The sequence below is a fragment of the Nonomuraea fuscirosea genome (genome assembly GCF_003001935.1).
GTDB lineage: Bacteria > Actinomycetota > Actinomycetes > Streptosporangiales > Streptosporangiaceae > Nonomuraea > Nonomuraea fuscirosea.
In genome coordinates, this window is record NZ_PVNG01000010.1 from 92,824 (window position 1) to 115,666 (window position 22,843).

Sequence of the window (22,843 nt, forward strand, 5' to 3'; positions counted from 1 at the left end):
GCACCGCTGGGCGTTCACCGCGGGCGCCGGCGACACGCGCGTTCATCGACACCGGCGGGGTAGAGGCGGCGGATGTTCGACGACTTCGCCACCGGCATGATCGACGTGGGCGAGACGGAGCTGTTCGTCCGGCACGGCGGCTCCGGCACCCCGCTTCTGCTCCTCCATGGCCATCCCCGTACGCACGCGACCTGGCACCGCCTCGCCCCGCTGCTCGCACCGAACCACACTGTGGTCTGCCCGGACCTGCGCGGCTACGGCCGCTCCGGCAAACCGCCCACCACCCCCGATCACGCGCCCTACTCCAAGCGCGCCATGGCCGGCGACCTGGTCGCCCTCATGCGGGTGCTGGGCCACGACCGCTTCGCCGTCGCGGGTCACGACCGGGGCACGTACGTCGCCCACCGCCTCGCCGCCGACCACCCTGGCGCCGTTACGCACCTGGTGGTGATGGACGGCATCCCCATCGGCGAGGCGCTGGCTCGCGCCGACGCGAAGTTCGCCGCCGCCTGGTGGCATTGGTTCTTCCTCGGCCAGACCGCCAACCCCGCCGAGCGGGTCATCAACGCCGACCCCGACGCCTGGTACACGGCGACCGCCGAGCAGATGGGCCAGGAAGCCTATGAAGATTACCGCCGGGCCATCCACGACCCGGGCACCGTCCACGCGATGTGCGAGGACTACCGCGCCGGTCTGACCGTGGACCGCGCGGCCGACGACGCCGACCACGCCGCGGGCCGCCGCATCAGCTGCCCGACCCTGGTCCTCTGGTCGGCCAAGGACGACATGGAGGACCTCTACGGCGATCCGCTGGCGATCTGGCGCTCGTGGGCCGACGACGTGACCGGCCACGCCATCGACAGCGGCCACCACGTGGCCGAGGAAGCCCCCGAACAGCTGGCGGAGTCGCTGCTGGCGTTCCTCCGCCCGTGAGCGCGGCTCGCCAAGCCTCTTGCCCGGATCCGTGCCGACTCGCAGTTTCGCCGTACCCGGGTCGTCCTCAAGGGCGGCGTCATCGAGGCGGGGCCAGCACCGACAACGGGACCCAGGCCAGGCGGCGGCTCCAGGAGGAGCTCAGCCCCCGATGAGGGCTGGGCCGGGTGGGTGCGGGGTCAGGCGGGCTGGCGCAGGCGCGTCGCCACCCGCCAGCACGCCCGGTCGAGCGAGATGTCCAGCCGCAGATCGCCCCGCTGCCGGCGCAGGCCGGGGACGCGGAGCCGGTCGTGCACGTCGAACCTGCCCCGATGCGGATAGCCGAAGCCGAGCTCGCCGGGCAGCACCCGAAGGTCGTCGCGGTTGCCGCAGCGCGGGCACGTCCAGGAGACGAGGTCCATCCCCCGGTTGTAGTCGGAGCAGGCGTTGAAGTATTCGTCAGGACCGAAGCGGGACTCGCAGGCCAGGCACGGGATCAGCATGGGCGCGCTCCTCGGGGTGACGTGCTGACACCCACAGTGATATCGCGCGTGGCTTGTCCGTCGCTTGCAGAACGCTTGGGTCCTTAAGTAACAGTATGAGCACTGTCGGTATCGGATCATGCGGAAGATTCCACGGTGAAAGGATGGGCTTGTGGAACGACTGCGCCATCACCTCCTCGAAACCGGCTACTCGATCGACGGCGTACGCGAGCGCCTGGGCACCGTGGCCGCCTCCGCCCTGGCCAGGGAGGAGCTGACCCCGGCCCTGCGCGCGACCGCGGACGGCGACCCGCTGGCGACGCTGATCCGGCTCTGGTGGCTCGGCGTCCCCGTGCCGGCCAAGAGCGTGCCGCCGGAGGTGCTGGAGTCGGGGCTGGTCACGGCCGACGGCGATCAGGTCGCCGCCACCGTCCACCTGCAGCCCTGGGAGACGGGCGGCTACCTCGTCTCCGACAGGAAAGTACGCCCTGGCGACCCCGCGTTGCGGCCCGACCACGTGGTGGGGGCGGGCGGGGCCTCGGCCAACCTGGCCCAGCTGGTCACCCGCCGCCCCGTGGGCCGCGCGCTCGACCTCGGCACCGGCTGCGGCGTTCAGGTGCTGCACCTGGCCGGCCGGGCCGAGCACGTCGTGGCCACCGACCTCAACCCGCGGGCCCTGGAGCTGGCCCGGCTGAGCTGGGAGCTGTCCGGGGTCGAGGGTGTCGAGGCGCGGGCCGGGTCACGGTTCGAGCCGGTCGAGGGCGAGCTGTTCGACCTGATCGTGAGCAATCCTCCGTTCGTCATCGCCCCGGCGCGGGAGGGGAAGCTGACCTACCGCGAGTCGGGCGGCGACGGCGACGACTTCTGCCGCGACCTCGTCCGCGAGACACCCCGCCACCTCAACCCGGGCGGTCAGGCCCATTTCCTGGCCAACTGGCTGCACGTGGAGGGGGAGGACTGGCGCGAGCGCGTCGGCGGCTGGCTGAGCGAGAGCGGCTGCGACGCCTGGGTGGTCGAGCGCGACGTGCAGGACCCGGCCGAATACGTCGAGCTGTGGCTCAAGGACGCGGCCGAGCAGGGCACCAGGCACTACGCCGAGCACTACGACCGGTGGCTGTCCTGGTTCGAGGAACGCGGGGTGGAGGGGGTCGGGTTCGGCTGGATCACCCTGCGCAACTCCGGCACGCTCGACCCGGTCGTCCGGGTGGAGCACCTCGCCCACCAGGTCGCGCTGCCGGTCGGCGACTACGTCGACTCCGTCATCGACTCCATCGCCGCCGCGCACCGAGCCGAGAACCTCGACGCCGCGCTGCTGCGTACCGCCGAAGGGCTGCTCGACGAGCGGGTCGGGCTGCCGGGCGCCGAGGACCCGATCCGGATCGTCCTGCGCCAGACCCAGGGGCTGCGCCGCAGCAGGGAGGTCGGCACGGTGGAGGCCGCGCTGGCCGGCGTGTGCGACGGTGAGCTGGCGCTCGGACCGCTGCTCAACGTGATCGCCGAGCTGGTCGGCGACGGCGAGATCGCCAACTCCGACGCGATCAGGCCGCTCATCGCCGAAGGCTACTTCCTGCTGTGATCCGACTGCTCTGATCCGACTGCTGACCCGGCTGACCTGCCCCGACCGCCGTGGCGGGAATGCTTTGATCCGGCGTTGATCGGACGTCAACCTCCGTGGTGGAGGCTCTGAGTCAGGACACGGACCTGGGGGGTTCGAGGGCCGTGTCGGGTCCGGCCGGCCGTCTCAAGTGAGGCGGCTGGTCACCGCGCGGAGCATCCGGACAACCGGGCCCCCTAGCGACGCGTGGTGACCACGAGATGGCCGGCCGGGCTGAACACAACCGATCACGAGGTGTGCGTGACTCCCTAAGGACAGCCTTGATCAACCATGTGTGGATGACACGTCTGGACGACGAGCTGTACTCAGGACTCGACGAGTCAGTCGACGGGGACGCCGTCGAGCAGGGCCTTGAGATCACCGGCCTCGGGCGCGCCGAGCCTGCCGAAGATCTCGAACGCCCTCCGTAGGCAGTCGATGCTCCTGGTCTCGCTGCCGAGGCCGTGCAGCGCCTTGCCGAGTACGGTGAGCGAAAGCGCCTCGCCGTAGGGATGGCCGATGTCGCGGGCGACGACCAGGGCCTCCTCGGCATGGCGGACCGCCTCGGCGTAGCGTTCGGCGGCGATGAACGTCTCGGCCAGCCGGGAGCAGACCCGCTGCTCCCACACCCGCTGTTTGCTGGCCCGGAAGAAGGCCAGGCACTCGGCGTGGTGATGGACGGCCTCGGTGATCCGGCCGACCCGGCTGAGCACGATGCCGAGGTGGTAGCGGGCCCTGGCGGTGCCGGCGCCGCTGCCGATCTCGGTGAAGATGGCCAGGCCCTTCTCGGCCGCGGCGATCGCGTCCTCGGGCCGGCCCAGGCCCAGGTGGTCGCGGGCCGAGTAGCTGAGCACCAGCGCCTCGCCGGCCGGCACGCCGTTCTCGCGGTAGAAGCGCGACGCCGCGTCGAACAGGGCCAGCGCCTCGGTGTGCCGCCGCTGCCTGCCGACCACGACGGCCAGGGCGTTGAGCACCTCGCCGGTGACGACCTTCTCGCCGCGGGCGCGCGACAGCTCGTCCACCACCCTGAACTGCTCCTCGGCCTGCTTGAGCCGGTTGCCGGCGAACAGCACCCGGCCCAGCACGTAGCGGGCGCGCAGCTCGCCGCCCTCGTCGCCGATGTTCTGGGCGGCGGCGAGCACGGCACGGGTGCTCTGGTCGAACTCGCGGGTGTGCGTGCCCGACTCCAGCAGCGGCTCCATCGCCACCAGCAGGTCGCCGGCGGGCAGCAGCTGCCCGGGGGCGCGGGCCGACGCGGCGGCCTGGTAGATGGCCGCGAACAACGAGTCGCCCTCGGCGATCAGCCAGGCCACGGCCTCGTCGACCGAGGTGAAGTCGAGCCCGGTGCCGGCCACGGCGAGGTTGGCCGGGATCATGCTGCCCTCGTAGGCCAGCGTGTGCGCGGAGCGTGCCGAGGCCAGGTAGAAGTCCAGCAGCCGGCGCAGCGCCGTCGTCTTGGTCTCGGGCCGCTCGGTCTTGTCCAGCGTCCGCCTGGCGAACAGTTTGAGCAGGTCGTGGAAGCGGTAACGGCCGGGCGCGGGGGCCTCCAGCAGGCTGGCGTCCACCAGCGACTCGAGTACCTCCTCGGCCTCCAGGACGCTCGTCGCCAGCACGGCCGCGGCCGCGCCAGTGGAGACGTCGGGGCCGTTGGGCAGCGACAGCAGCCGGAAGGCGCGGGCCTGTTCGGGGGTGAGCTGGCCGTACCCGAGCGCGAACGTGGCCTCGACGGCCAGGTTGCCGACGCGCAGCTCGTCGAGGCGGCGCTGCTCGTCGGCCAGGCGCGACACCAGCGAGGCGACCGTCCAGGACGGGCGGGCGGCCAGCCGGGCGGCCAGGATGCGCACCGCCAGCGGCAGGAACCCGCACGCGGCCACCGCGTCCATGGCCGCGCCGTGCTCGGCCGAGACCCGCTCGGCGCCGGCCACCGCGGCGAACAGCTGCAACGCCTCGTCCGGCTCCATCACGTCGAGGTCGATGAGCTTGGCGGAGGGCAGGTCGGCCAGCTTGCCCCGGCTGGTGACGAGGGCGGCGCAGCCGGGGGCGCCCGGCAGCAGCGGGCTGACCTGCTCGGCGTCGCGGGCGTTGTCGAGCAGCACGAGGATGCGCCGCTCGGCCAGGAGCGAGCGGTAGAGCGCCGAGCGTTCCGCCTCCCCGTCGGGGATGACGTCGGGCGGGATGCCGAGCGCGCGCAGGAAGCCGCCGAGCGCCGACGCGGGCGCGGTCGCATCGTCGCTGTCGCCGCGCAGGTCGGCGTAGAGCTGGCCGTCGGGGAAGGCGTCGTCGAGCAGGTGGGCCACGTGTACGGCGAGCGCGGTCTTGCCGACGCCGCCGATGCCGGAGATGGCCGCCACCGGCACGCCCTCCGCCGCCGACCTGGTGGTGGACAGCGGGGCCGGGGAGTGGGCCGACAGGAGCGTGCGCAGCCGTACCACGATCTCCTTGCGGCCGGTGAAGTCGCCGGCGGCGGCGGGGAGCTGGGCGGGCCTGGGCAGCTCGGGAGCGGGCGGCTGCTCCTCCTGCTCCTGCGCGGGCTCGTCCGCTTGCGGGATGTCAGAGGTCTCCAGCGCCAGGGCGGGGTCGGCGGCCAGGATGCGCTGGTGCAGGGCGCTCAGCTCGGGGCCCGGCTCGATGCCCAGCTCGTCGATCAGGGCCTCGCGGGTCTCGGTGAAGACGCTCAGCGCGTCGCCCTGCCGGCCGCAGCGGTAGAGGGCGAGCATGAGCTGGGCGCGCAGCCGTTCGCGCAGGGGGTGGTCGGCGGTCAGGGCGATCAGCTCGGAGACGACCTCCGCGTGGTTGCCCAAATCGAGGTCCACGTCCATGAGCGTCTCGATGACGCTGATGCGCCGCTCGATGAGCCGGTCGCGCTGGTGCTCGGCGTAGGGGCCGACGGTGCCGGCCAGCGGCTCGCCCTCGAACAACGCCAGTGCGGAACGCAGCTCCCCAGCGGCCTCGCCCAGCCGGCCGGCCTTGCGCGCGGCCTCGGCCTGGCCGATCCCGCGCTCGAACCTGGCCAGGTCGAGCGAGTCGTCCGGCAGCCGCAGCGCGTAGCCGCGGCCGATGGAGGTGAGCAGCTCGGGGCGCGAGCGGGCGGGCCGGTCGGGCTCCAGCACCGTACGCAGCCTGGAGACGTACGTGCGCAGCGCGCCCAGGGCGCGCGGCGGCGCCTCCTCGCCCCAGACCGCGTCGATCATCTCGTTGGGCGTGACCGCGTGGCCTTGCCGGAGGAGCAGCATGCCGAGGATGGAACGCTGCAGGGGCGTGCCCAGGTCGAGTTCCCGGCCATCTCGCCACGCGCGGACAGGACCGAGCACGGCGAACCGCAGCTCGCCTTCAACGCGTGGACCAGCCATGCCGTATATCTCCAAGCCAATGGAACGATTTGTTACCAAATGATAGATCCATACCTTCTCGTCACCTAGATCCAGGTTGATCGTTCACCGGAGCGTTGATCCGCCTTTGATTGGGTGTTGAGCGCCGCCCTCGATGGTGGTCGTGAGGCGTGACACGCATCGCGGGGGCGTGTGTCATGTAGAGGGAATGTAGGCCGGAAAAAATACGACCCCGCCCGATCAAATCGGGCGGGGCTGGGGTGGACGGGTTCTCAGGCTGCCTCGACCAGGCCGAGCCTCATGGCCAGACGCTCGCGTACGAGCGGCCATTCGGAGCTGAGGATCGAGTAGAACGCGGTATCTCGGACCGTATCGTCGGCGCCTCGGCTATCCGCTCGCCGCACCCCGTCGAAGTGTGCGCCGAGAGCCTCGATGGCGGCCCGGGATCTGCTGTTGCGTACGTCTGCCTTAAGGGTGATGCGGTGGACGCCCCACGTCTCGAAGGCGTGCGAGAGCAGGAGGTATTTGCTCTCCCGGTTGACCCCGGTGCCCTGGGCGCCGGCGCCCAGCCAGGTGTAACCGATGTCGGCCACGGACGGGGTGTCGCCCACCGCACCTCGTGTACCCGGCGGCCAGGGCATGGGGCCCTGCCAGTACTCCAGGTGCATGAGACGGGTGGCACCGACCACGCGGTCGGTGTTCAGCCACCGGATGGCGAAGGGCAATGAGCGGCCCTCCGCCTGCTCAGCCATGGCCGCCTCCACGTAGGAGACGACCTCGTCCCGGCTGTGCGGGACCCGAGTGAAGGCGTAGATGGAGCGGTCTTCACTCGCAGCGGCGACGAGGTCCTCGACCGCCGCCAGGCTGAGAGGTTCCAGGCGCACGAGGCGCCCGGACAAGGTGACAAGAGCGGGCATGAGCACATGATGAGGGCTACGGAGCGTGCGCGTCACCAGGCAGTCACAACCATCTTCCCGACCGATTTGCGGACGTGGTGTTTCCGCAGGTCAGGGGCCCCTTTTGAGGGTGGGTAAACCCGCTCTTGGGGAAAGATTCGCCTAACCGTGACATGCCGTCGGCACGAGGGCGGCGGGCCGTTCGCCCACCACGCCGTGACGTACCGGGGAGAGCCTGCTCAGCCCGGCCGACAGGAAGTCGAGATTGGCCGCGATCCACGGCAACTGGAGCGGATCGGGGCTGTTCAGGGCGGCGCCGCGCTCCTCGGCGGTGTCGCCGTAGAGCAGGCTCACCGCGACCCTGACCCGGGCGGCCGTCGGGGTGTCGCCGAAGGCGTGTCCCGGCAGGACACCGATGCCGTGCTCTTCGAGCAGCAGCTTGGTGATCTCGGCGGAGCCGCCGAGCCGCAGGTGACTGAGGTCGGGATAGAGGTAGAAGCCGCCCTGCGGCATGGGCACGCAGGCGCCGATCTCGGTGAACCTGTCGTGGACTGCGCGGGCGACCACGCCGTGCAACCGGCGGCTGCGGGCGATGCGCTCGGTCAGCTCGTCGGGATCGCCGAAGGCGTAGGCCGCGGCCTCCTGTACGGGCGCCGCGGGCGCCGACCAGATCTCGCTGGCCACCGCGAGCAGCTGCCTGCGCAGGTCGTGCCCGTTCTCGGGCAGCCGGGCCACGCCGATCCGCCAGCCGCCCAGGGCCAGGCTCTTGCTCAGCCCGGTGGTGACGATCGTGCGCTCCGGCGCCAGATCGGCCGGCGAGGTGTAGGGCAGCTCCGGGTCGTGCAGCAGGTCGCGGTAGATCTCGTCGGAGATGATGGTCAGGTCGAACTCGCGGGCGACCCGGACGAGGCGGGCGATCGTCTCCGGCGTGGCCAGGCGTCCCGTCGGGTTGTCGGGCAGGGTCACCAGCACGGAGCTGACGGTCCTGCCCTGCGACCTGGCCAGGCGCACCTCGGCGGCGACCAGATCCGGATCGGGCACTCCGCCCTCTCCTGGCGGTGCGGGCACCAGGAGGGGACGGGAGCCGACCAGGTCGGCCTGCGCGGCATAGCTGACCCAGCTGGGCATGGGCAGGACGATGTCTCCGCCGATCGCCAGCAGCAGGCCGTACAGCAGTGACTTGCTGCCGGGGCCGCAGACGACCAGGTCGGGGTCGGTGGTGAGCCCCCGTCGGGTCCAGTAGCCCGCCGCCGCGGCCCGCAGGCCGGGCGCCCCCGCGACCGGCCCGTAGCCGTTGCGCTCCGACGCGGCGGCCAGCCTGTCGCGCAGCGCCGGGTGGACGGGCAGACCGGCCTCACCGAAGGCCAGGTGCAGCACGCGCTCCCCGGCGCGTCGTCTTCGCTCGATGTCCTCATTGGCCGCCAGGGTGGCGGACAGAGTTACGGTCATGTTTGTCACGTTCCCAGAGTGGTTGGATGAAGGCATCAGCACAAGCGGAGCTTTTTGTGGGTAGGCATAAGGAAGTCTGATGCTCGAATTGCGGCGATTGGTCCTGATCTGCGAATTCGCTAGGAAGGGAAGTATCGCGGCGACGGCAGAAGCGCTCGGCTACAGTCCGTCCGCCGTATCCCAACAGCTGGTCGCGCTCGAACGCGAGACCGGCACGGCGCTCATCGACAGGACGGCGCGCAGCGCCGAGCTGACCGACGCCGGCCGCCGGCTCGTCCTGCACGCCGAGCGCATCCTGTCGATGGTGGAGGAGGCCGAGTCCGACCTCTCCGCGCACGCCGGCAAACCGTCCGGGCGGGTCGTGGTGAGCGCCTTCCCGACGGCGGCGGTGGCGTTCGCGCCCGCGCTGGCGCGCTCGCTGCGCCGCCACACCGAGCTGACGCTGCGGCTGGGACAGAGCAGGTCCGGGCGCGGGATGCGCGAGGTGCAGTCGGGCGAGGTGGACCTCGCGCTCGTGGACGACTGGTACGGCCGCGTCCGCGACAGCGAGAGCCTGCGCGTGTTCCCCCTGCTGCGCGACCCCATGGTGCTGGTCGTCCCGCGCAAGCACCGCCTGGCCGACCCCGACGTGCCTCTCGACCTGCGCGAGCTGCGCGACGAGCCGTGGATGGCCACCCCCGACGGCGAGCCCTCGCGGCTGGCGGTGGACCGGCTGCTCGTCGACGTGGGCGGCACCCGGCCGACGCCGTGGGAGTTCGAGGGGCTGGGCACGATCCTGTCGCTGGTCGCCAAGGGCATCGGCATCGCCGCCGTGCCCTCGCTGGCCCTGGCCGCCGGCGTGCGCGGGCTGGCCGTGCGGCAGTTCCCCGGCGATCCGGTGGTCCGCGACGTGCACGCGGTCGCGCGCGGGTCCAGCGTGCACCGGCCGTCGGTGTCCGTGACGTTGCGCGCCGTCCACGTCGCCGCCCGCTACATCGCCGCCGACCTGGAGCCGGTGCGCCTGGCTGAGCGGCGGCGCGAGGACCGGCCGGCCGGCGAATCCGGCGGCGGGTGGGAGGGCGGTTCTGTGCGGTCGGCGGGTGACGTCGTCGGGAGGTCGTTCGGCGAGTGAAAGGTCGTTGAGGTCTGCTGCCGGTTCTTCTTCGGTCTGTGCGGTCATGGTCCTGTGAGGCGATAACGTCTGCGGTCATGGCGCCGACGTACGACATCGAGCAGTTGCTGCTCTCCCAGCCCAGCGTCCGTACGGTCGCGGGCGTGGACGAAGTGGGCCGGGGCGCGTGGGCGGGGCCGGTCACGGTCTGCGCGGTCGTCACCGACCTGTCCGAGCCGCCGGCCGGTCTGACCGACTCCAAGCAGGTCTCCGTGGCGAAACGCGCTCCGCTGGCCGCCGAACTGGCGGTCTGGGCGGCGGGCGTCGGTTTCGGCGAGGCCACGCACGAGGAGATCGACACGCTCGGCATGACGGAGGCCCTGCGCAGGGCCGCGCGCCGGGCGCTCGAATCGCTGCCGGTCCGTCCCGACGCGGTGATCCTCGACGGCAAGCACGACTACATCGGCGCGCCGTGGCCGGTGCGGCTCGAGGTCAAGGGTGACGCGGCGAGCATCTCGGTCGCCGCGGCCTCGGTGCTGGCCAAGGTGCGGCGCGATGCGTACATGGGGACGATCGGCTGCGAGGAGTACGGGTTCGCGGAGAACGCGGGCTACCCCTCACCCGTGCATCAGGAGGCGCTCGCCCGTCTCGGGCCCACCCCGCACCATCGGCTCTCATGGTCATACCTAGACGAACTGCCCCAATGGCGACACTTGAAGCACCATCGTGACCCGCTGGCGGGCGAAGGGCAGGCCAGCCTCTTCGCGTAGTCGCGTTGATCGGCCATGATTCGGTGAATGCGCATCGGCATTTTCGTCGTCGCGGGCCTGTTCCCCGGCCGGCAGGCCGGGCCGACGCTCACGGACGCTGTGGAATGGATCGTCGCGGCCGAGCGGGCCGGGTTCGACGACGCCTGGATCGCCGAACACCACTTCATGTCGTACGGCGTCTGCCCCTCCCCGCTCACCCTGGCCGCGGTCGCGATCGGCAGGACCACCCGCATCGGGCTCGGCACGGCCGTCAGCGTGCTGTCCACCCAGCATCCCGTGGCGCTGGCCGAGCAGGCCGCGATGCTGCACCACCTGTCCGGCGGGCGGTTCACGCTGGGCGTCGGCAGGGGCGGGCCGTGGGTGGATCTGGAGGTGTTCGGGACCGGGCTCGATCGCTACGAGCGGGGGTTCGCCGAGTCGCTCGACCTGCTGGTGTCCGCGCTGTCGGGCGCGTCGGTGGCGGCGGACGGGGAGTTCTTCCGGTTCAGGGAGGTGCCGATGGTGCCGCCGGCGCGGCTGCGGCCGGTCGTCGCCTGCACCTCTCCCGGCACCGTCGGGCTGGCGGCCGAGCGCGGGCTGCCGATGTTGCTGGGCATGCACATCGGGGACGCGGACAAGGCGGCGCTGGTGCGGAGGTACCGCGAGCACGGTGGGCCGGGGGCCGCGCATGTGGCGGCGGGGGTGGCCTTGGTGGGTGACTCCACGGCCGCGGCGGTGCGGGAGCTCAAGGAACGGATGCCGTCCTGGCTGGGGCCCGGGCTGGCCGGATACGTGCCGCTGGACGACCGGCCGCGCACTCCTCGGGACGCCGGCGCCTACGTGGACCTGCTGACCGGGATCCATCCCGTGGGGTCGGCTGGACACTGCGCCGAGACGCTGCGGCGCACGGCCGAGAGCACCGGCATCGAGCACTTCATCCTGCTCGTGGAGGGGCTCGGCGAGCACCGGCGGACGCTGGAGAACATCGCCAGGTTCGGCGCCGAGGTGCTGCCGCTGCTGCGCGGCTGAGCGGCTGCGCGTGCTGCTGCGTGTGCGGCGGCAGGGCTTGGGCGGCTGCGCGGCTGATCCGGCGGGCCGGCCGGGGCCGACCCGCCGGGCAGGGGCTCAGCAGTCGACGAGCTCCGGTTTCTGGTTGAGGATCTGAGCGCGCGGGGTGACGAAGTCGGCCAGTGCCTTCGTGGCCGTCGGGTCGAAGACGGCGACCCGGTGGCAGTTCTGGAAGGCCAGGCGTACGCCGTAGTGACGCTCAAGCGCGCCACGCATCGAGTCGCTCGCCAGGCAGCGAAGGAGCTGGCCGCGCGCCTCTTCCGACGGCGGCGGCACCTCGTTGTCGGCGAACTCGGTCCCGCTGTGCTCACGCTGCTTGACCAGCTCGCTGATCAGCGACCACGCGTAGGGCAGTGAGTCGCGGACGCAGGCGAGGAAGGCCGCGTCATCGACCTCACCGGCTTTGGCCTGGTCGAGCAGATCGTTCGGAACGGTCAGCGACATTCTGTCTCCTCTCGAAAGGGATTGAATCTGACGCTAGGTCGGAAAAGGGAAGGGCTCCAGATTCCCGACGGGAACAGTCGCGTGATCTCGGGCCCCGCGTCCCCTGGGCCTCGGCGTAGGGTCGCGCCGTTCAGGGGCCGTAGACGAAGTCGGGGTCGACCTGCTGGGCGAGGTCGGCGCCGGTCCTCTCGTCGCCCCACGCCTTCGCGTTGCGCAGGTGGAACTCCACGGTCTGGCGGCCGAAGCGGGCCCAGTCCTTCTCCTGCTCGTCGAGGGTCTTGCGGAGCAGGGCGAGGGCGTCGGCGTTGGCCGGCTCCAGGTCGTCGAGCGTGAAGTGGCGGCCCTGCTCCATGGCGCGGACCGCGGTGGAGTGCTCCATCCAGGTGAGCAGGTCGTCACCCACGTGCTCGCGCAGGAAGTCGACGTCGGACGGGCCGTGCACCTTGTTGCCGACGACGGCGAGGGCGACGTCGTACTTGGCGGCGTACTCGCGGTACTGCTTGTAGACGCTCACGCCCTGCCTGGTCGGCTCGGCGACGAGGAAGGTCAGGTCGAAGCGGGTGAACAGGCCGGAGGCGAAGGAGTCGGCGCCGGCGGTCATGTCGACCACCACGTATTCGCCCGGGCCGTCGATCAGGTGGTTGAGCAGCAGCTCCACCGCGCCGACCTTGGAGTGGTAGCAGGCCACGCCGAGGTCGTCCTCGCTGAACGGGCCCGTGGCCAGCAGGCGCAGGCCGTCGGGGGTGGTCAGGCCGTAGGGGTCGGCGGCCAGGTCGTCGAAGCCGAGCAGCGTGGAGCCGCGGCCGGGCGGGGTGGTCTTGAGCATGACCTCGGCGGACGGGATGCGCGGGTTGTCGCCGCGCAGGCGGTCCTTGATCTCGGTGAGGTGGGCTCCGAGCGGCTCGGGCTGCCGGTCGAGGCCGAGCACGAGGGCCAGGTGCTGGTTGATGTCGGCGTCCATGGCCACCACCGGGCCGCCCTGGCTCGCCACATGTCTCGCGAACAAGGCCGACATCGTCGTCTTGCCGCTGCCGCCCTTTCCGACGAACGCCACTCTCACGGTTGCTCCTGTTGAGGATGAAAATCATTTCCGCTGGGGACGATCACCATCATGCCACAGGCGTCGGGCGGGAGGCAGGGGAAACGGTGAGCATGCCGAAATGGAAATCATGTTCGGCGGGGCATCGAGAGTGCGGACGCGGACGGGCTTCGGCGGGGTGCCGGGGTCAGGCGCAGGTGGCGTCGAGGTTGACCGGGGCGTCGGTCGGCGTCGGGGACGGCGAGTGCGCGCCCGCGGTCTTGGTCGACGAGGAGCGCTCCTCCAGGGCGTCGTCCACCTCGCGCCGGATCGCGTACCAGTCCGGGTCGGCGGTGTTGACCAGCGGCGGCACGAAGTTCAGGCTGCGGATCTTGGCGCCCTTGACCTTCTGCGACAGGTCGACGACCGCGGGCAGGAGGTCCTGCGGCAGATCGGTGGAGATGGCCCGCTTGGTGGCCGCGGCGAGGCGTTCGAAGCTGTTCAGCACCGTCATCGGGTCGGCCTGCTTGGCGACCGCGTTGAGCAGGCACTTCTGCCGTCCCATGCGGACGTAGTCGTCGCTGTCGGTGCGGGAGCGGCCGTACCAGAGGGCCTCCTCGCCGGACAGCTTGCGGGTGCCGGCGGCCAACAGGCCCTCGCGGTAACGCCCGTACACGATGGGGTCCTTGATCGTGACCTGGACGCCGCCCATGGCGTCGACCATCTCGGCGAAGCCCTTCATGTCCACCATCGCGTAGTAGTCGACGGGGATGCCGAGCATGTCGGCGATGGTCCGCTTGAGCAGGGCGGGGCCGCGCTGCCCCTTCTGTACGCCCGGCACCATCTCGGGGTGGTCCTCGGCGTACTGGAAGACCTCGTTGAGCAGTCCAGGGGTGTCGGGGCCCGCGCCGGTGAAGCCCGAGGGGAAGTGGTCCCTGGCGGGGCCCTCGGGCAGTTGGACCTGCTGCAGGTTGCGCGGCAGGCCGAACAGGACGGTCGCGCCGGTGGCCACCTCCACGCTGGCCACGGTCATGCTGTCGGTACGCACCCCGGGCCTGCTGGGCGCGGAGTCGCCGCCGAGGAGCAGGAAGTTCACCCGCTCGGCGCCGTTCCACGGGTCCTGGGCCATGACGGGGGTGGTGGCGGTGGTGCCGCGCGGGAACAGGGTGTTCACGACGTCGCGCGACAGGTACGCCAGCCGGGTCGCGTACGCGGTCGGAGCCAGCACGAGCGCGCAGAGGGCCACCGTGAGCGTGGTGGTCAGGAAGCGGCCGACGGTGTCGGAGCGGGCGGGGCGTACCAGGAGGAACGACCAGATGATCACCCCGGTCCAGGCGAGCGCGACGGCCACCAGTGCGACGGTGAGCCAGGTGAGCCAGCGGGGCTGCACGGCCAGCGACAGCAGGTTCGCGCTGAACGCGGTGAACACGATCAGCACGCCGGCCAGCATCAGCACGTACGCCGCCATCAGGGCCAGGCCGGTCTTACGACGTTCGGCGGCCAGGTGGGCCACGCCCCACAGCAGGGTCGAGGCCAGCGTGAGCGCGATGCTCGCGCCCGGTCCGAATCGTCGGTCCTCTCCCGTCATGCCTGGTCATACCCCCAATGTGCGCCCATCCCCAGCACCTTAGTAATGCGCGGTGCGCGTCAGGCGTTGCCAAGGGGAAGGGTTCGGTCAACTCCCCGTCAAATACACATTGAGATATAACTTGAGTATGAGCAAGCGTCACGGCAGCTACGGATTCGACGCGCCCTGGGCGCTGGCCGGTCTGCTCCTCGGAGCGATCGTGCTGCTGGGCCTGGCCGGGATCTCGTTCGCCCTCGACATCCTCGCCGCCGGCCTCACCTTCCTCTTCGGCGGGCTCTACACGCTCGCCAGCGCGATCAGCTACCTCTACACGACCAGACGCGGCAAGTTCGTCGTCTGGGACAGGGAGCTGCGGCGGCTGCGCGGCGACGAACGGCTGCTCGACCTGGGCTGCGGCAGGGGAGCGGTGCTGCTGCTCGCGGCCGGACGGCTGGAGCGGGGCAGCGCGACCGGCATCGACCTGTGGCGATCGAAGGACCAGTCGGGCAACCGCGAGCTGGTCACCAGGCGCAACGCCGAGCTGGAAGGGGTCTCCGACCGGGTGGAACTGGTCACCGGCGACCTGCGCGACCTGCCCTTCGGCGACGACGCGTACGACGTGGTGGTCGCCAGCCAGGCCGTGCACAACATCCCCGACGTCGAAGGAAGGGCCGAGGCCGTCCGCGAGGCGTACCGTGTGCTGCGGCCCGGCGGGCTGCTGCTCATCGCCGACTTCCAGCACACGCCCGCGTACGAGGACACTCTGCGCGACCTCGGCGTCATCGACGTACGGAGGCGCAACGCGGGCTGGCGGTTCTGGTACGGCGGCCCGTGGTTCGGCACCGGCATCGTCGAGGCCAGGAAGCCGGCCGGGTAAAGCCACGTTTGCGCGCCGCTTCCGGGGTATCGAGAAGATCCTATGAGCGACGTGGAAACCGGCACCATCACCACGAAAGTGCCCGCACGGCTGGACCGGCTGCCGTGGTCACGCTGGCACTGGATGATCGTCATAGGACTCGGCACCGTCTGGATCCTCGACGGGCTCGAAGTCACCATCGTCGGTAACCTGTCCGCGCAGCTCGCCAAGCCCGGCAGTGGCCTGGACATCACCCAGGCCCAGGTCGCGGGCGTCGCCGCCGCACTCTACGTCGCGGGCGCCTGCTCGGGAGCGCTGTTCTTCGGCTGGCTGACCGACAAGTTCGGCCGCAAGAAGCTGTTCATCATCACGCTGGTCGTCTACCTGCTGGCCACGCTGATGACCGCGTTCTCCTTCAGCGCGTGGTGGTTCTTCCTGTTCAGGTTCCTGACCGGTTTCGGCATCGGCGGCGAGTACGCGGCCATCAACTCCGCCATCGACGAGCTCATCCCGAGCCGGCACCGCGGGCGCATCGACATCATCATCAACGGCAGCTACTGGCTCGGCGCCGCCGGCGGCGCGCTGCTGACCGTGCCGCTGCTGAACGACCTGCCGGTCAACATCGGCTGGCGCGTCGCCTTCGGTCTCGGCGTGGTGCTCGGCCTGGCCATTCTTCTCGTACGGCGCAACGTACCGGAGAGCCCGCGCTGGCTGTTCATCCACGGCAGGGGCGACGAGGCCGAGAAGATCGTCGGTGACATCGAGCACGACATCGGCAAGGACGACCTGCCGGAGCCGCAGCAGTCGATGACCGTCCACACGCGCAAGTCGATCGGGTTCGTCCGGATCGCGCACACGATGGTGGCGCTCTATCCCAAGCGGACGGTGCTGGGGCTGTCGCTGTTCATCGGGCAGGCGTTCCTGTACAACGCCATCACGTTCGGGTACGCGCAGATCCTGTCCACCTTCTACGGCATCGACACGCACACCGGTTACTACTTCGCCGTCATCGCCGTCGGCAACTTCCTCGGCCCGCTGCTGCTCGGGCACCTCTTCGACACCGTCGGCCGGGTGCCGATGATCTCGGCCACGTACCTCGGCTCCGGGGTGCTCCTGCTCGGCACGGCCTGGCTGTTCAACCAGGGCGTGCTCACGGCGGTCACGCTGACGGCGTGCTGGTGCGCGGTGCTCTTCGTGGCCTCGGCTGGGGCGAGTTCGGCGTACCTGACCGTCAGCGAGATCTTCCCCATGGAGACCAGGGCCATGGCCATCGCGTTCTTCTTCGCGATCGGCACGGCCGCGGGCGGCATCGCCGGACCGCTCGTCTTCGCGTCCCTGGTCGAGAGCGGGGTGCCGGGGGACACGGCGCTGGCGTTCTGCATCGGGGCGGTGGTGATGATCATCGGTGGGCTGGTGGAGCTGTTCCTCGGGGTGAAGGCCGAACGGAAGGGCCTGGAGGAGATCGCCGCACCCCTCTCCAAGGCGGAGACGGAACCCGCCGCCTGACCACCTCACCCCCGCGCCCGTCTCACCTCCGCGCCCGCCACACCCGCGCCCGCCACACCCGCGCCCTCCACACTCCGCGCCCGCCTCCTCTCAGCGCATGTCAGCCGAGCCTCGTGCAGACGCGCCTTCAAGAGACCGGGGCGAGGTTGACCTGGTTGACCCGGTAGACCTGGCGTTCGACCTGATCGATGTAGGCGGAAGGGAGCCGGCGCAACACCGCCCCCATCTCCTCATCCTGGATCACCGGCAGGGCGGCCAGCGCGTCGGCGGCCAGGCCCCGGCAGTACCGGATCGTGTGCTTCGCCATCGGGCTCGACCGCAGCACCCGCAGGGCCGTCGCCACCTGCTCTTCGCTCATGTCCCGGCCCACCAGGCCGCTGCGGGCCAGGTCGATCCCGGACATGAGCAGAGGCAGGCTGTAGACGCCCTGGCGCAGGTCGTTCCCGGCCGGCTTGCCGAGCTGCTCGCTGGTGGCGGTCAGGTCGAGCAGGTCGTCGAGCACCTGGAAGATCAGCCCGAACTTCTCCCCGTACGCCGCCATCCGCGCCCTGTCCTCGGCCGGGGCGTGCGCGCACAATGCCGCCACCAGGCAGCCGGCCCGGAACAGGGCCGCCGTCTTGCCGGTGATCGACCGCACCGCGCTCTCCCGCGTCCGGCCGGTGTCGAACAGGTCGGCCGTCTCCAGGTACTGGCCCTCCGCCAGCTCCACCACCGTGGCGGCCAGCACCTCGGCCACCGGCCGCGACACGTTCACGATCGCCGCCAGCGCGGCCCTGGCCAGCATGAAGTCCCCGATGACCAGCGCCTTGCCGTCACCCAGCTCGGCGTTGAGCGTCCGCTGCCCGCGCCGCCGATCGGCCCGATCCATCAGGTCGTCGTGCACGAGCGAGCCCGTGTGAATGAGCTCCACGCACGCCGCCGCCGTGATCACCCGCCGGTCGGGCGGCTTGCCGAGCGCGATCGAGGCGGCCAGGGTCAGCGCAGGCCGCAGCCGCTTACCGCCCGCCGACACGACCCGTCCCGCGCCCGCGTTGATGTCCGGCAGCACGGACGACCCGCTCAGCCGCCGGATCCTGGCCTCGACCTTGACCAGCCCCGCGACGACGGCCGGGCTGCGCAGCAGTTGATCCATACCGTCCAGCCTGCGCCCCCGCCGCTGTGGCGCACCTGAGAGACACTGAGGGCCCTCTCAGCCGTCGTCCCGGAGCATTCTTTAATCGGGAAACCCTGTCGCCTCCCTGGAAGTGAGTGCATCGCGTGAGCGAATCATCGGGCGAAGTCCTCTACCTCGTCGTCTGCGCGGCCGGCGTGGCCCACGACGTCGGCCGGCTGGTCACCCTGGCCCAGGAGGCGGGCTGGATCGTCCAGGTCGTGGCCACGCCGTCCGCCCTGGACTTCATCGACGTGCCCGCACTGGAGAACCAGACCGGCCGCCCCGTACGCAGCCAGTACCGCAAACCCCACGAGCCCAAGCCGCCCCGGGCCGACGCCATGATCGTGGGGCCGGCCACGTACAACACGATCAACAAGTTCGCCCAAGGCATCACCGACACCTACGCCCTCGGCGTCCTGGCGGAAGCACCGGGCCTGGGCATCCCTGTCGTGGTCCTACCGTTCGTCAACCCCGCCCTCGCCACCCGCACCCCGTACCGACGCAGCCTGGAGGATTTGCGCGCGGACGGCGTACGCATCGTCTCGAACCCCAGCCACACCGAGCCTTACGCCTGGCACCGCGCAGTGAAAGAACTCGGCCCCGCCCCTTCCCGGCGGAAGAGATAAAGGACGACCAGGGACTGGCGACTCCGCATCTGCTGATCCCGTGGCGGCGCATTTCTCAGGGGGTTGGGTTGCGGGTGGCATCGTGTGAGGCTGTGGGTGTGTATGGGTCGATGGCGAAGGAGGGTGTTTCGTGGGAGTGGCTGAGCGGGTTGATGGGGTGGTGCGGGCCGGGAGGGCGCCGCACCTGCATGGGCTTGTGGTGATGCGGGGCGGGCGGGTCGAGGTCGAGTGGTATGGGGCTGGGCGCGATCATCACCTGGGGGAGGATCTAGGGCACGTCGTGTTCGGGCGGGACACGTTGCACGATCTGCGGTCCGTGTCCAAGAGTGTGGTGGCGCTGGTGTACGGGGTCGCGTTGGGGGAGGGGCTGGTGCCGGGGCCGGGGGAGTCGTTGGTGGGGCAATTTCCGGAATATCCGGATTTGTCCGAGGATCCGGAGCGGGGGCGGCTCACGGTCGAGCATGCGTTGACCATGACGCTCGGGCTGGAGTGGGACGAGTCCCTGCCCTACACCGATCCGGCCAACGGTGAGATCGCGATGGAGCTGGCGCCCGACCGGTACCGCTATGTGCTGGGGCGGCCCATCGTGGAGGCGCCGGGTGAGCGGTGGAACTACTGCGGTGGGGCGTCGGCGCTGATCGGCGCGATCATCGCTCGGGGGACCGGGCGGGCGCTTGAGGAGTACGCGGCGGAACGGCTCTTCAAGCCGCTCGGGATCTCCCGGTACGCCTGGGGCAAGGGGAGCGACGGCGTGGCGGCGGCCGCGTCCGGGCTGCGGCTGCGGCCCGTGGACCTGGCGGCGATCGGGCAGCTCGTGCTCGACGGCGGGCGGGACATCGTGCCCGGCGCCTGGATCCAGGAGATGTCGCGGCCCCGGGTGGTGATCGAGGACGGGTTCGAGTACGGCTACCAGTGGTACCTGAGCACCGGCGAACGCCGCTGGGTCGAGGGCATCGGGAACGGTGGGCAGCGGTTGCTGGTGGTTCCGGAGGAGCAGCTGGTGGTGGCGGTGACGGCGGGAGAGTACGACCAGGCGCATAGCAGTGCGGGCGCCGTGCTCGATGCCGTTCTCGATCGGTAGTCGTTCTGGTGGTGGTCAGAGGGGGAGGTGGGGGAGGGCGGTGTGGAAGGCGGCTATGGCGGCTCTGATCGCCGGGTGCTCGCCGTTGCCCCTTCTGAACGCCGCCAGCGTGCGCCGGCTCAGCGGTAGCCGGGTCAGGCGTACGGCTCGCGGCGGGTTCACGGCCGCCAGGCGGGGGACGAGCGCGACCCCCTGACCGGCGGCGGCGAAGGCGAGGACCGTGTCGAAGTCGTCGATGTGGTGGCGGACCAGCGGCTCGAAGCCGGCCGCCTGGCAGGCTCTGATCGCCATGGTGTGGCAGAGCGTGCCGGGCTTGTTCATGATCCAGGCGTCGGCGCGGGCGGCGGCCACGGAAGGGCGGTCGGTGAGGTACATCGGCTCGGTGAACAGGGGCTCGGTCTCGGTGGACGCGTCGGTGACGGGCGGGACGAAGTCGTACTCGTGGACGAGGGCCACGTCCAGCTCACCCGCCCGCAGCGCCGCCGAGACGTCGGCCGGGTCGATCTCGGACACCATGGGTTCCAGGCCGGGGTGCGCGCCGGTCAAGGTGGCGAGGGCGGGTGGGAGCAGGACGCGGGCGGCCGTGGGGAAGGCGCCGATGCGCAGCGGGCCCGAGGGGCCGCCCCGCACCGCGGCGAGGGCGGCCGAGGCGCGTTCGAGCTGTTCCAGTACGGCCTGCGCGTGCTCGACGAGCAGGTGCCCGGCGGGCGTCAGCGCCACCGTACGCCCGGTGCGTTCGAGCAGCCGCACGCCCGCCTCCCGTTCCAGCGCGCTGAGCTGCTGGGAGACGGCCGACGGCGTGAACGTGACCGCCTCCGCGACGGCGGCGATCGTGCCGCGCCGGGCGAGTTCGCGGAGCAGGTGGAGCTTGCGCGGGTCGAGCATAAGGTGAGCTTAATCTCGAACGCAGAAATCCGTGCTGGACCTAACGGGTCGGCAGGGGTCACGCTCGAAGCATGCTGAGAGGAATCCATGTACCGCTGGTCACGCCGTTCGACGCCTCGGGCGAGGTGGCCGTGGACGCGATCGAGAAGCTCGCCCACCAGGTGCTCGACCAGGGCGCGAAGGGGCTGGTGGCGCTGGGCACCACCGGCGAGGTGGCCACGCTCGACCCAGGGGAGCGGGCCCGGGTGATCGAGGTGTGCGCACGGGTCTGCGCCGAGCGGCAGGCGCTGCTGACGGTGGGGGTGACGGGCAACGACACGCGTTCGACCGCGCGGGCGCTGCGTGAGCTGCCTCCGGGGGTGGGGGCGGCGCTGGTGATCGTGCCGTACTTCCTGCGTCCCGGCGAACGCGGCGTCGTCGCGCACTTCGAGGCGCTGGCGGAGGAGACTCCGGTGCCGCTGGTGATCTACCACATTCCCTACCGGACCGGGCAGCCCGTCAGCGCCGCCACGCTGCGCCGGCTCGGGGAGCACCCGAGGATCGCGGGGGTGAAGTACGCGGCCGGTGGGATCGACCAGGACGCGGTGAGCCTGCTGGGCGACCTGCCCGACGGGTTCGAGGTGCTGGGCGGGGACGACGCGTTCATCTCGCCGCTGCTCGCCCTCGGGGCGGCGGGCGGCATCCTCGCCTCCGCGCACCTGGAGACCAGGAGCTTCGCCGACCTGGTCGACGCGTGGCACGAGGGGGACGCCGTACGGGCGCGGCGCCTGGGGCACCGGCTGGCCCGGATCTCGGCGGCGCTGTTCGCCGAGCCGAACCCGACGGTGATCAAGGGCGTGCTGCACGCCCAGGGCCTGATCCCGACCCCGGACGTGCGCCTGCCGCTGGTGCCGGCCGGCGCGGAGTCGGTGTCACAGGCTCGGCTGGTAGCGGTACATCCAGGCGAGTGACTCCTGGCTCGCGCTCCGCTTGAGGAAGAACGGCAGCATCAGGTCGCGGAACACCCGGGCGACCGGGCCCGCGGCCTTGCTGTTGCTGATGGTCCTGGAGTAGGCGACGACCCGCTCCACGCGCGGGCGCCGCTCGGCCTCGAACCGGCGGAACGCCTCCTCGTGCCCGCCGCTGTCGCGCAGGCACCGGGCCAGCACGATCGCGTCCTCGATGGCGAGCGAGGCGCCCTGGCCGGAGCTGGGCGAGGTGGCGTGCGCGGCGTCGCCGGTCAGCAGCACCCGGCCGCGGTGCCAGACCGGCACCGGGGGCAGGTCGTGGACCGGGAGCGCCAGGTCGACGCCGCCGCGGCGGATGAGGTCGGCCGAGAAGTTCGCGTCGTCCTCGAACGCCTCGGCCAGCACCGGCGTCCAGTCGGCCGGTACGTCGCCGAGCCGCCGGGGCAGGTTCGCGAACCACCAGGTCTCGCCCGACTCGGCCACTGTGTAGCCGAAGAACGCGCGCCTGCCGAAGACCATGTTGTACACACCGGGCTCGCCGGACACCCCCGCGTCCTCGACGATGCCGCCGAAGCTGTACAGGCCGCTGTAGCGCGGCGCTGGGGCCTGCGGGTCGAGCAGCTTACGGGTGCGCGAGTGCACGCCGTCGCAGGCGATGAGCAGGTAGCCAATGGCTTGGGTGCCGTCCTCGAACGTGGCCGTCACCTGCGGCCCCGTGTCCTCGTACGAGATCATGCGCTTGCCGAGGGAGACGTGGATGCCGCGCTGCTCGGCCTCGTCGCGGACGGTCCGGTAGAGCTCGGAGCGCAGGACCGTGTGGCTCACGGTGCCGTCGTCGAGCCGCAGGCCGTTGGCCACCTCGCCGAGGCGTTTGCCCGAGCCGCTCCACATGACCATGCGCGGGGTGGGGATGGCCGTGGCCAGGACCTTGCGGTGGGCGCCGAGCGTGCGTAGTGCGGCCAGGCCGTTGGAGGCGATGTTCAGGAAGGAGCCGACGTCGTCGGCGCCCTGCCCGTACGCCTCGAAGATCTCCGCTTCGATGCCCACCTGGCGGAGCGCCATCGCGGTGACGGGGCCGCCGATGCCGCAGCCTATGATCAGGGCCTTCATGGTGATAACCTTTCGTTCGTCCGAACGAAATATTAGGCAGAGGTGGTGGGCTGTGTCGAGAGATGTTTCGGATCGACGAAA

20 protein-coding genes are annotated in these 22,843 nt (G+C 71.1%); 10 read left to right on the forward strand and 10 right to left on the reverse strand.

Annotated elements, in window-relative coordinates:
• Positions 1-72: 72 nt before the first annotated feature.
• Complete coding sequence (locus B0I32_RS23370; RefSeq protein ID WP_106242997.1) at positions 73-933, forward strand: alpha/beta fold hydrolase; 861 nt, start codon at positions 73-75, stop codon at positions 931-933.
• 179 nt (positions 934-1,112) lie between these two features.
• Here the strand turns inward: B0I32_RS23370 and B0I32_RS23375 are convergent, their stop codons facing one another.
• A complete protein-coding gene (locus B0I32_RS23375) occupies positions 1,113-1,415 on the reverse strand; it encodes a hypothetical protein (RefSeq protein ID WP_106243000.1) in 303 nt (100 codons plus the stop codon).
• Positions 1,416-1,566: 151 nt separating this feature from the next.
• Here B0I32_RS23375 and B0I32_RS23380 point away from each other — a divergent pair, with 151 nt between their 5' ends.
• Positions 1,567-2,970 carry a N5-glutamine methyltransferase family protein gene (locus B0I32_RS23380; protein WP_106243003.1) on the forward strand — a complete coding sequence of 468 codons (1,404 nt, stop codon included), beginning with the start codon at positions 1,567-1,569 and terminating at the stop codon, positions 2,968-2,970.
• 359 nt (positions 2,971-3,329) lie between these two features.
• On the opposite strand, the gene B0I32_RS23385 is transcribed toward B0I32_RS23380, so the two are convergent.
• The 3 genes from B0I32_RS23385 to B0I32_RS23395 all read right to left on the reverse strand — a co-directional run bounded on the left by B0I32_RS23385 (position 3,330) and on the right by B0I32_RS23395 (position 8,662).
• Complete coding sequence (locus B0I32_RS23385) at positions 3,330-6,338, reverse strand: AfsR/SARP family transcriptional regulator (protein WP_106243006.1); 3,009 nt, start codon at positions 6,336-6,338, stop codon at positions 3,330-3,332.
• A 251-nt stretch (positions 6,339-6,589) separates the two neighbouring features.
• A complete protein-coding gene (locus tag B0I32_RS23390; protein WP_106243547.1) occupies positions 6,590-7,234 on the reverse strand; it encodes a GNAT family N-acetyltransferase in 645 nt (214 codons plus the stop codon).
• A 141-nt stretch (positions 7,235-7,375) separates the two neighbouring features.
• Positions 7,376-8,662 (reverse strand): pyridoxal phosphate-dependent aminotransferase, encoded by a 1,287-nt coding sequence (locus B0I32_RS23395; protein WP_106243009.1) that lies wholly within the window; start codon positions 8,660-8,662, stop codon positions 7,376-7,378.
• Positions 8,663-8,741: 79 nt separating this feature from the next.
• Here B0I32_RS23395 and B0I32_RS23400 point away from each other — a divergent pair, with 79 nt between their 5' ends.
• From B0I32_RS23400 to B0I32_RS23410, 3 genes are all read left to right on the forward strand, one after another.
• Positions 8,742-9,773: a LysR family transcriptional regulator gene (locus B0I32_RS23400; RefSeq protein WP_245955985.1), complete on the forward strand. Its 1,032-nt coding sequence runs from the start codon at positions 8,742-8,744 to the stop codon at positions 9,771-9,773.
• Positions 9,774-9,850: 77 nt separating this feature from the next.
• A complete protein-coding gene (locus B0I32_RS23405) occupies positions 9,851-10,522 on the forward strand; it encodes a ribonuclease HII (protein WP_106243011.1) in 672 nt (223 codons plus the stop codon).
• A gap of 27 nt (positions 10,523-10,549) precedes the next feature.
• Positions 10,550-11,530 (forward strand): LLM class flavin-dependent oxidoreductase, encoded by a 981-nt coding sequence (locus tag B0I32_RS23410; protein WP_106243014.1) that lies wholly within the window; start codon positions 10,550-10,552, stop codon positions 11,528-11,530.
• A 96-nt stretch (positions 11,531-11,626) separates the two neighbouring features.
• Here B0I32_RS23410 and B0I32_RS23415 read toward each other — a convergent pair whose 3' ends face one another.
• The 3 genes from B0I32_RS23415 to B0I32_RS23425 form a co-directional block, all read right to left on the reverse strand.
• On the reverse strand, positions 11,627-12,013 hold the full coding sequence (locus B0I32_RS23415) for an SCO5389 family protein (protein ID WP_106243017.1): 387 nt from the start codon (positions 12,011-12,013) through the stop codon (positions 11,627-11,629).
• 130 nt (positions 12,014-12,143) lie between these two features.
• Positions 12,144-13,073: an ATP-binding protein gene (locus tag B0I32_RS23420; RefSeq protein ID WP_106243019.1), complete on the reverse strand. Its 930-nt coding sequence runs from the start codon at positions 13,071-13,073 to the stop codon at positions 12,144-12,146.
• 166 nt (positions 13,074-13,239) lie between these two features.
• Positions 13,240-14,619 (reverse strand): LCP family glycopolymer transferase, encoded by a 1,380-nt coding sequence (locus tag B0I32_RS23425; protein ID WP_106243022.1) that lies wholly within the window; start codon positions 14,617-14,619, stop codon positions 13,240-13,242.
• A gap of 127 nt (positions 14,620-14,746) precedes the next feature.
• On the opposite strand from B0I32_RS23425, the gene B0I32_RS23430 reads away from it, so the two are divergent.
• Positions 14,747-15,475 (forward strand): class I SAM-dependent methyltransferase, encoded by a 729-nt coding sequence (locus B0I32_RS23430; RefSeq protein ID WP_106243024.1) that lies wholly within the window; start codon positions 14,747-14,749, stop codon positions 15,473-15,475.
• Between the two features lie 42 nt (positions 15,476-15,517).
• Positions 15,518-16,960, forward strand: coding sequence for an MFS transporter (locus tag B0I32_RS23435; RefSeq protein WP_106243026.1), 1,443 nt, complete (start codon positions 15,518-15,520; stop codon positions 16,958-16,960).
• A gap of 127 nt (positions 16,961-17,087) precedes the next feature.
• Here the strand turns inward: B0I32_RS23435 and B0I32_RS23440 are convergent, their stop codons facing one another.
• The gene (locus tag B0I32_RS23440; RefSeq protein ID WP_106243028.1) at positions 17,088-18,092 is read right to left on the reverse strand and encodes a polyprenyl synthetase family protein; all 1,005 of its coding nucleotides are present in this window, start codon (positions 18,090-18,092) and stop codon (positions 17,088-17,090) included.
• Positions 18,093-18,217: 125 nt separating this feature from the next.
• Here B0I32_RS23440 and B0I32_RS23445 point away from each other — a divergent pair, with 125 nt between their 5' ends.
• Both B0I32_RS23445 and B0I32_RS23450 read left to right on the forward strand, forming a co-directional pair.
• Positions 18,218-18,739 carry a flavoprotein gene (locus tag B0I32_RS23445; protein WP_106243031.1) on the forward strand — a complete coding sequence of 174 codons (522 nt, stop codon included), beginning with the start codon at positions 18,218-18,220 and terminating at the stop codon, positions 18,737-18,739.
• Positions 18,740-18,899: 160 nt separating this feature from the next.
• Complete coding sequence (locus tag B0I32_RS23450; protein WP_245956006.1) at positions 18,900-19,820, forward strand: serine hydrolase domain-containing protein; 921 nt, start codon at positions 18,900-18,902, stop codon at positions 19,818-19,820.
• Between the two features lie 15 nt (positions 19,821-19,835).
• On the opposite strand, the gene B0I32_RS23455 is transcribed toward B0I32_RS23450, so the two are convergent.
• Positions 19,836-20,705: a LysR family transcriptional regulator gene (locus tag B0I32_RS23455; protein ID WP_106243034.1), complete on the reverse strand. Its 870-nt coding sequence runs from the start codon at positions 20,703-20,705 to the stop codon at positions 19,836-19,838.
• A gap of 71 nt (positions 20,706-20,776) precedes the next feature.
• On the opposite strand from B0I32_RS23455, the gene dapA reads away from it, so the two are divergent.
• Positions 20,777-21,655: a 4-hydroxy-tetrahydrodipicolinate synthase gene (gene dapA, locus B0I32_RS23460; RefSeq protein ID WP_106243035.1), complete on the forward strand. Its 879-nt coding sequence runs from the start codon at positions 20,777-20,779 to the stop codon at positions 21,653-21,655.
• On the opposite strand, the gene B0I32_RS23465 is transcribed toward dapA, so the two are convergent.
• Entirely contained in the window at positions 21,617-22,762 is a 1,146-nt protein-coding gene (locus tag B0I32_RS23465) for an FAD-dependent oxidoreductase (protein ID WP_106243037.1), read from the reverse strand. The two genes, dapA and B0I32_RS23465, sit on opposite strands and share 39 nt — an antisense overlap.
• Positions 22,763-22,843 lie beyond the last annotated feature (81 nt).

Excerpts from the sequence above, each read along its gene's own strand:
- B0I32_RS23370 (WP_106242997.1), top strand. The coding sequence starts at position 73 with ATGTTCGACGACTTCGCCACCGGCATGATCGACGTGGGCGAGACGGAG.
- B0I32_RS23375 (WP_106243000.1), bottom strand. The coding sequence starts at position 1,415 with ATGCTGATCCCGTGCCTGGCCTGCGAGTCCCGCTTCGGTCCTGACGAA.
- B0I32_RS23385 (WP_106243006.1), bottom strand. The coding sequence starts at position 6,338 with ATGGCTGGTCCACGCGTTGAAGGCGAGCTGCGGTTCGCCGTGCTCGGT.
- B0I32_RS23390 (WP_106243547.1), bottom strand. The coding sequence starts at position 7,234 with ATGCCCGCTCTTGTCACCTTGTCCGGGCGCCTCGTGCGCCTGGAACCT.
- B0I32_RS23395 (WP_106243009.1), bottom strand. The coding sequence starts at position 8,662 with ATGACCGTAACTCTGTCCGCCACCCTGGCGGCCAATGAGGACATCGAG.
- B0I32_RS23400 (WP_245955985.1), top strand. The coding sequence starts at position 8,742 with ATGCTCGAATTGCGGCGATTGGTCCTGATCTGCGAATTCGCTAGGAAG.
- B0I32_RS23405 (WP_106243011.1), top strand. The coding sequence starts at position 9,851 with ATGGCGCCGACGTACGACATCGAGCAGTTGCTGCTCTCCCAGCCCAGC.
- B0I32_RS23410 (WP_106243014.1), top strand. The coding sequence starts at position 10,550 with ATGCGCATCGGCATTTTCGTCGTCGCGGGCCTGTTCCCCGGCCGGCAG.
- B0I32_RS23415 (WP_106243017.1), bottom strand. The coding sequence starts at position 12,013 with ATGTCGCTGACCGTTCCGAACGATCTGCTCGACCAGGCCAAAGCCGGT.
- B0I32_RS23425 (WP_106243022.1), bottom strand. The coding sequence starts at position 14,619 with ATGACGGGAGAGGACCGACGATTCGGACCGGGCGCGAGCATCGCGCTC.
- B0I32_RS23430 (WP_106243024.1), top strand. The coding sequence starts at position 14,747 with ATGAGCAAGCGTCACGGCAGCTACGGATTCGACGCGCCCTGGGCGCTG.
- B0I32_RS23435 (WP_106243026.1), top strand. The coding sequence starts at position 15,518 with ATGAGCGACGTGGAAACCGGCACCATCACCACGAAAGTGCCCGCACGG.
- B0I32_RS23440 (WP_106243028.1), bottom strand. The coding sequence starts at position 18,092 with ATGGATCAACTGCTGCGCAGCCCGGCCGTCGTCGCGGGGCTGGTCAAG.
- B0I32_RS23455 (WP_106243034.1), bottom strand. The coding sequence starts at position 20,705 with ATGCTCGACCCGCGCAAGCTCCACCTGCTCCGCGAACTCGCCCGGCGC.
- dapA (WP_106243035.1), top strand. The coding sequence starts at position 20,777 with ATGCTGAGAGGAATCCATGTACCGCTGGTCACGCCGTTCGACGCCTCG.
- B0I32_RS23465 (WP_106243037.1), bottom strand. The coding sequence starts at position 22,762 with ATGAAGGCCCTGATCATAGGCTGCGGCATCGGCGGCCCCGTCACCGCG.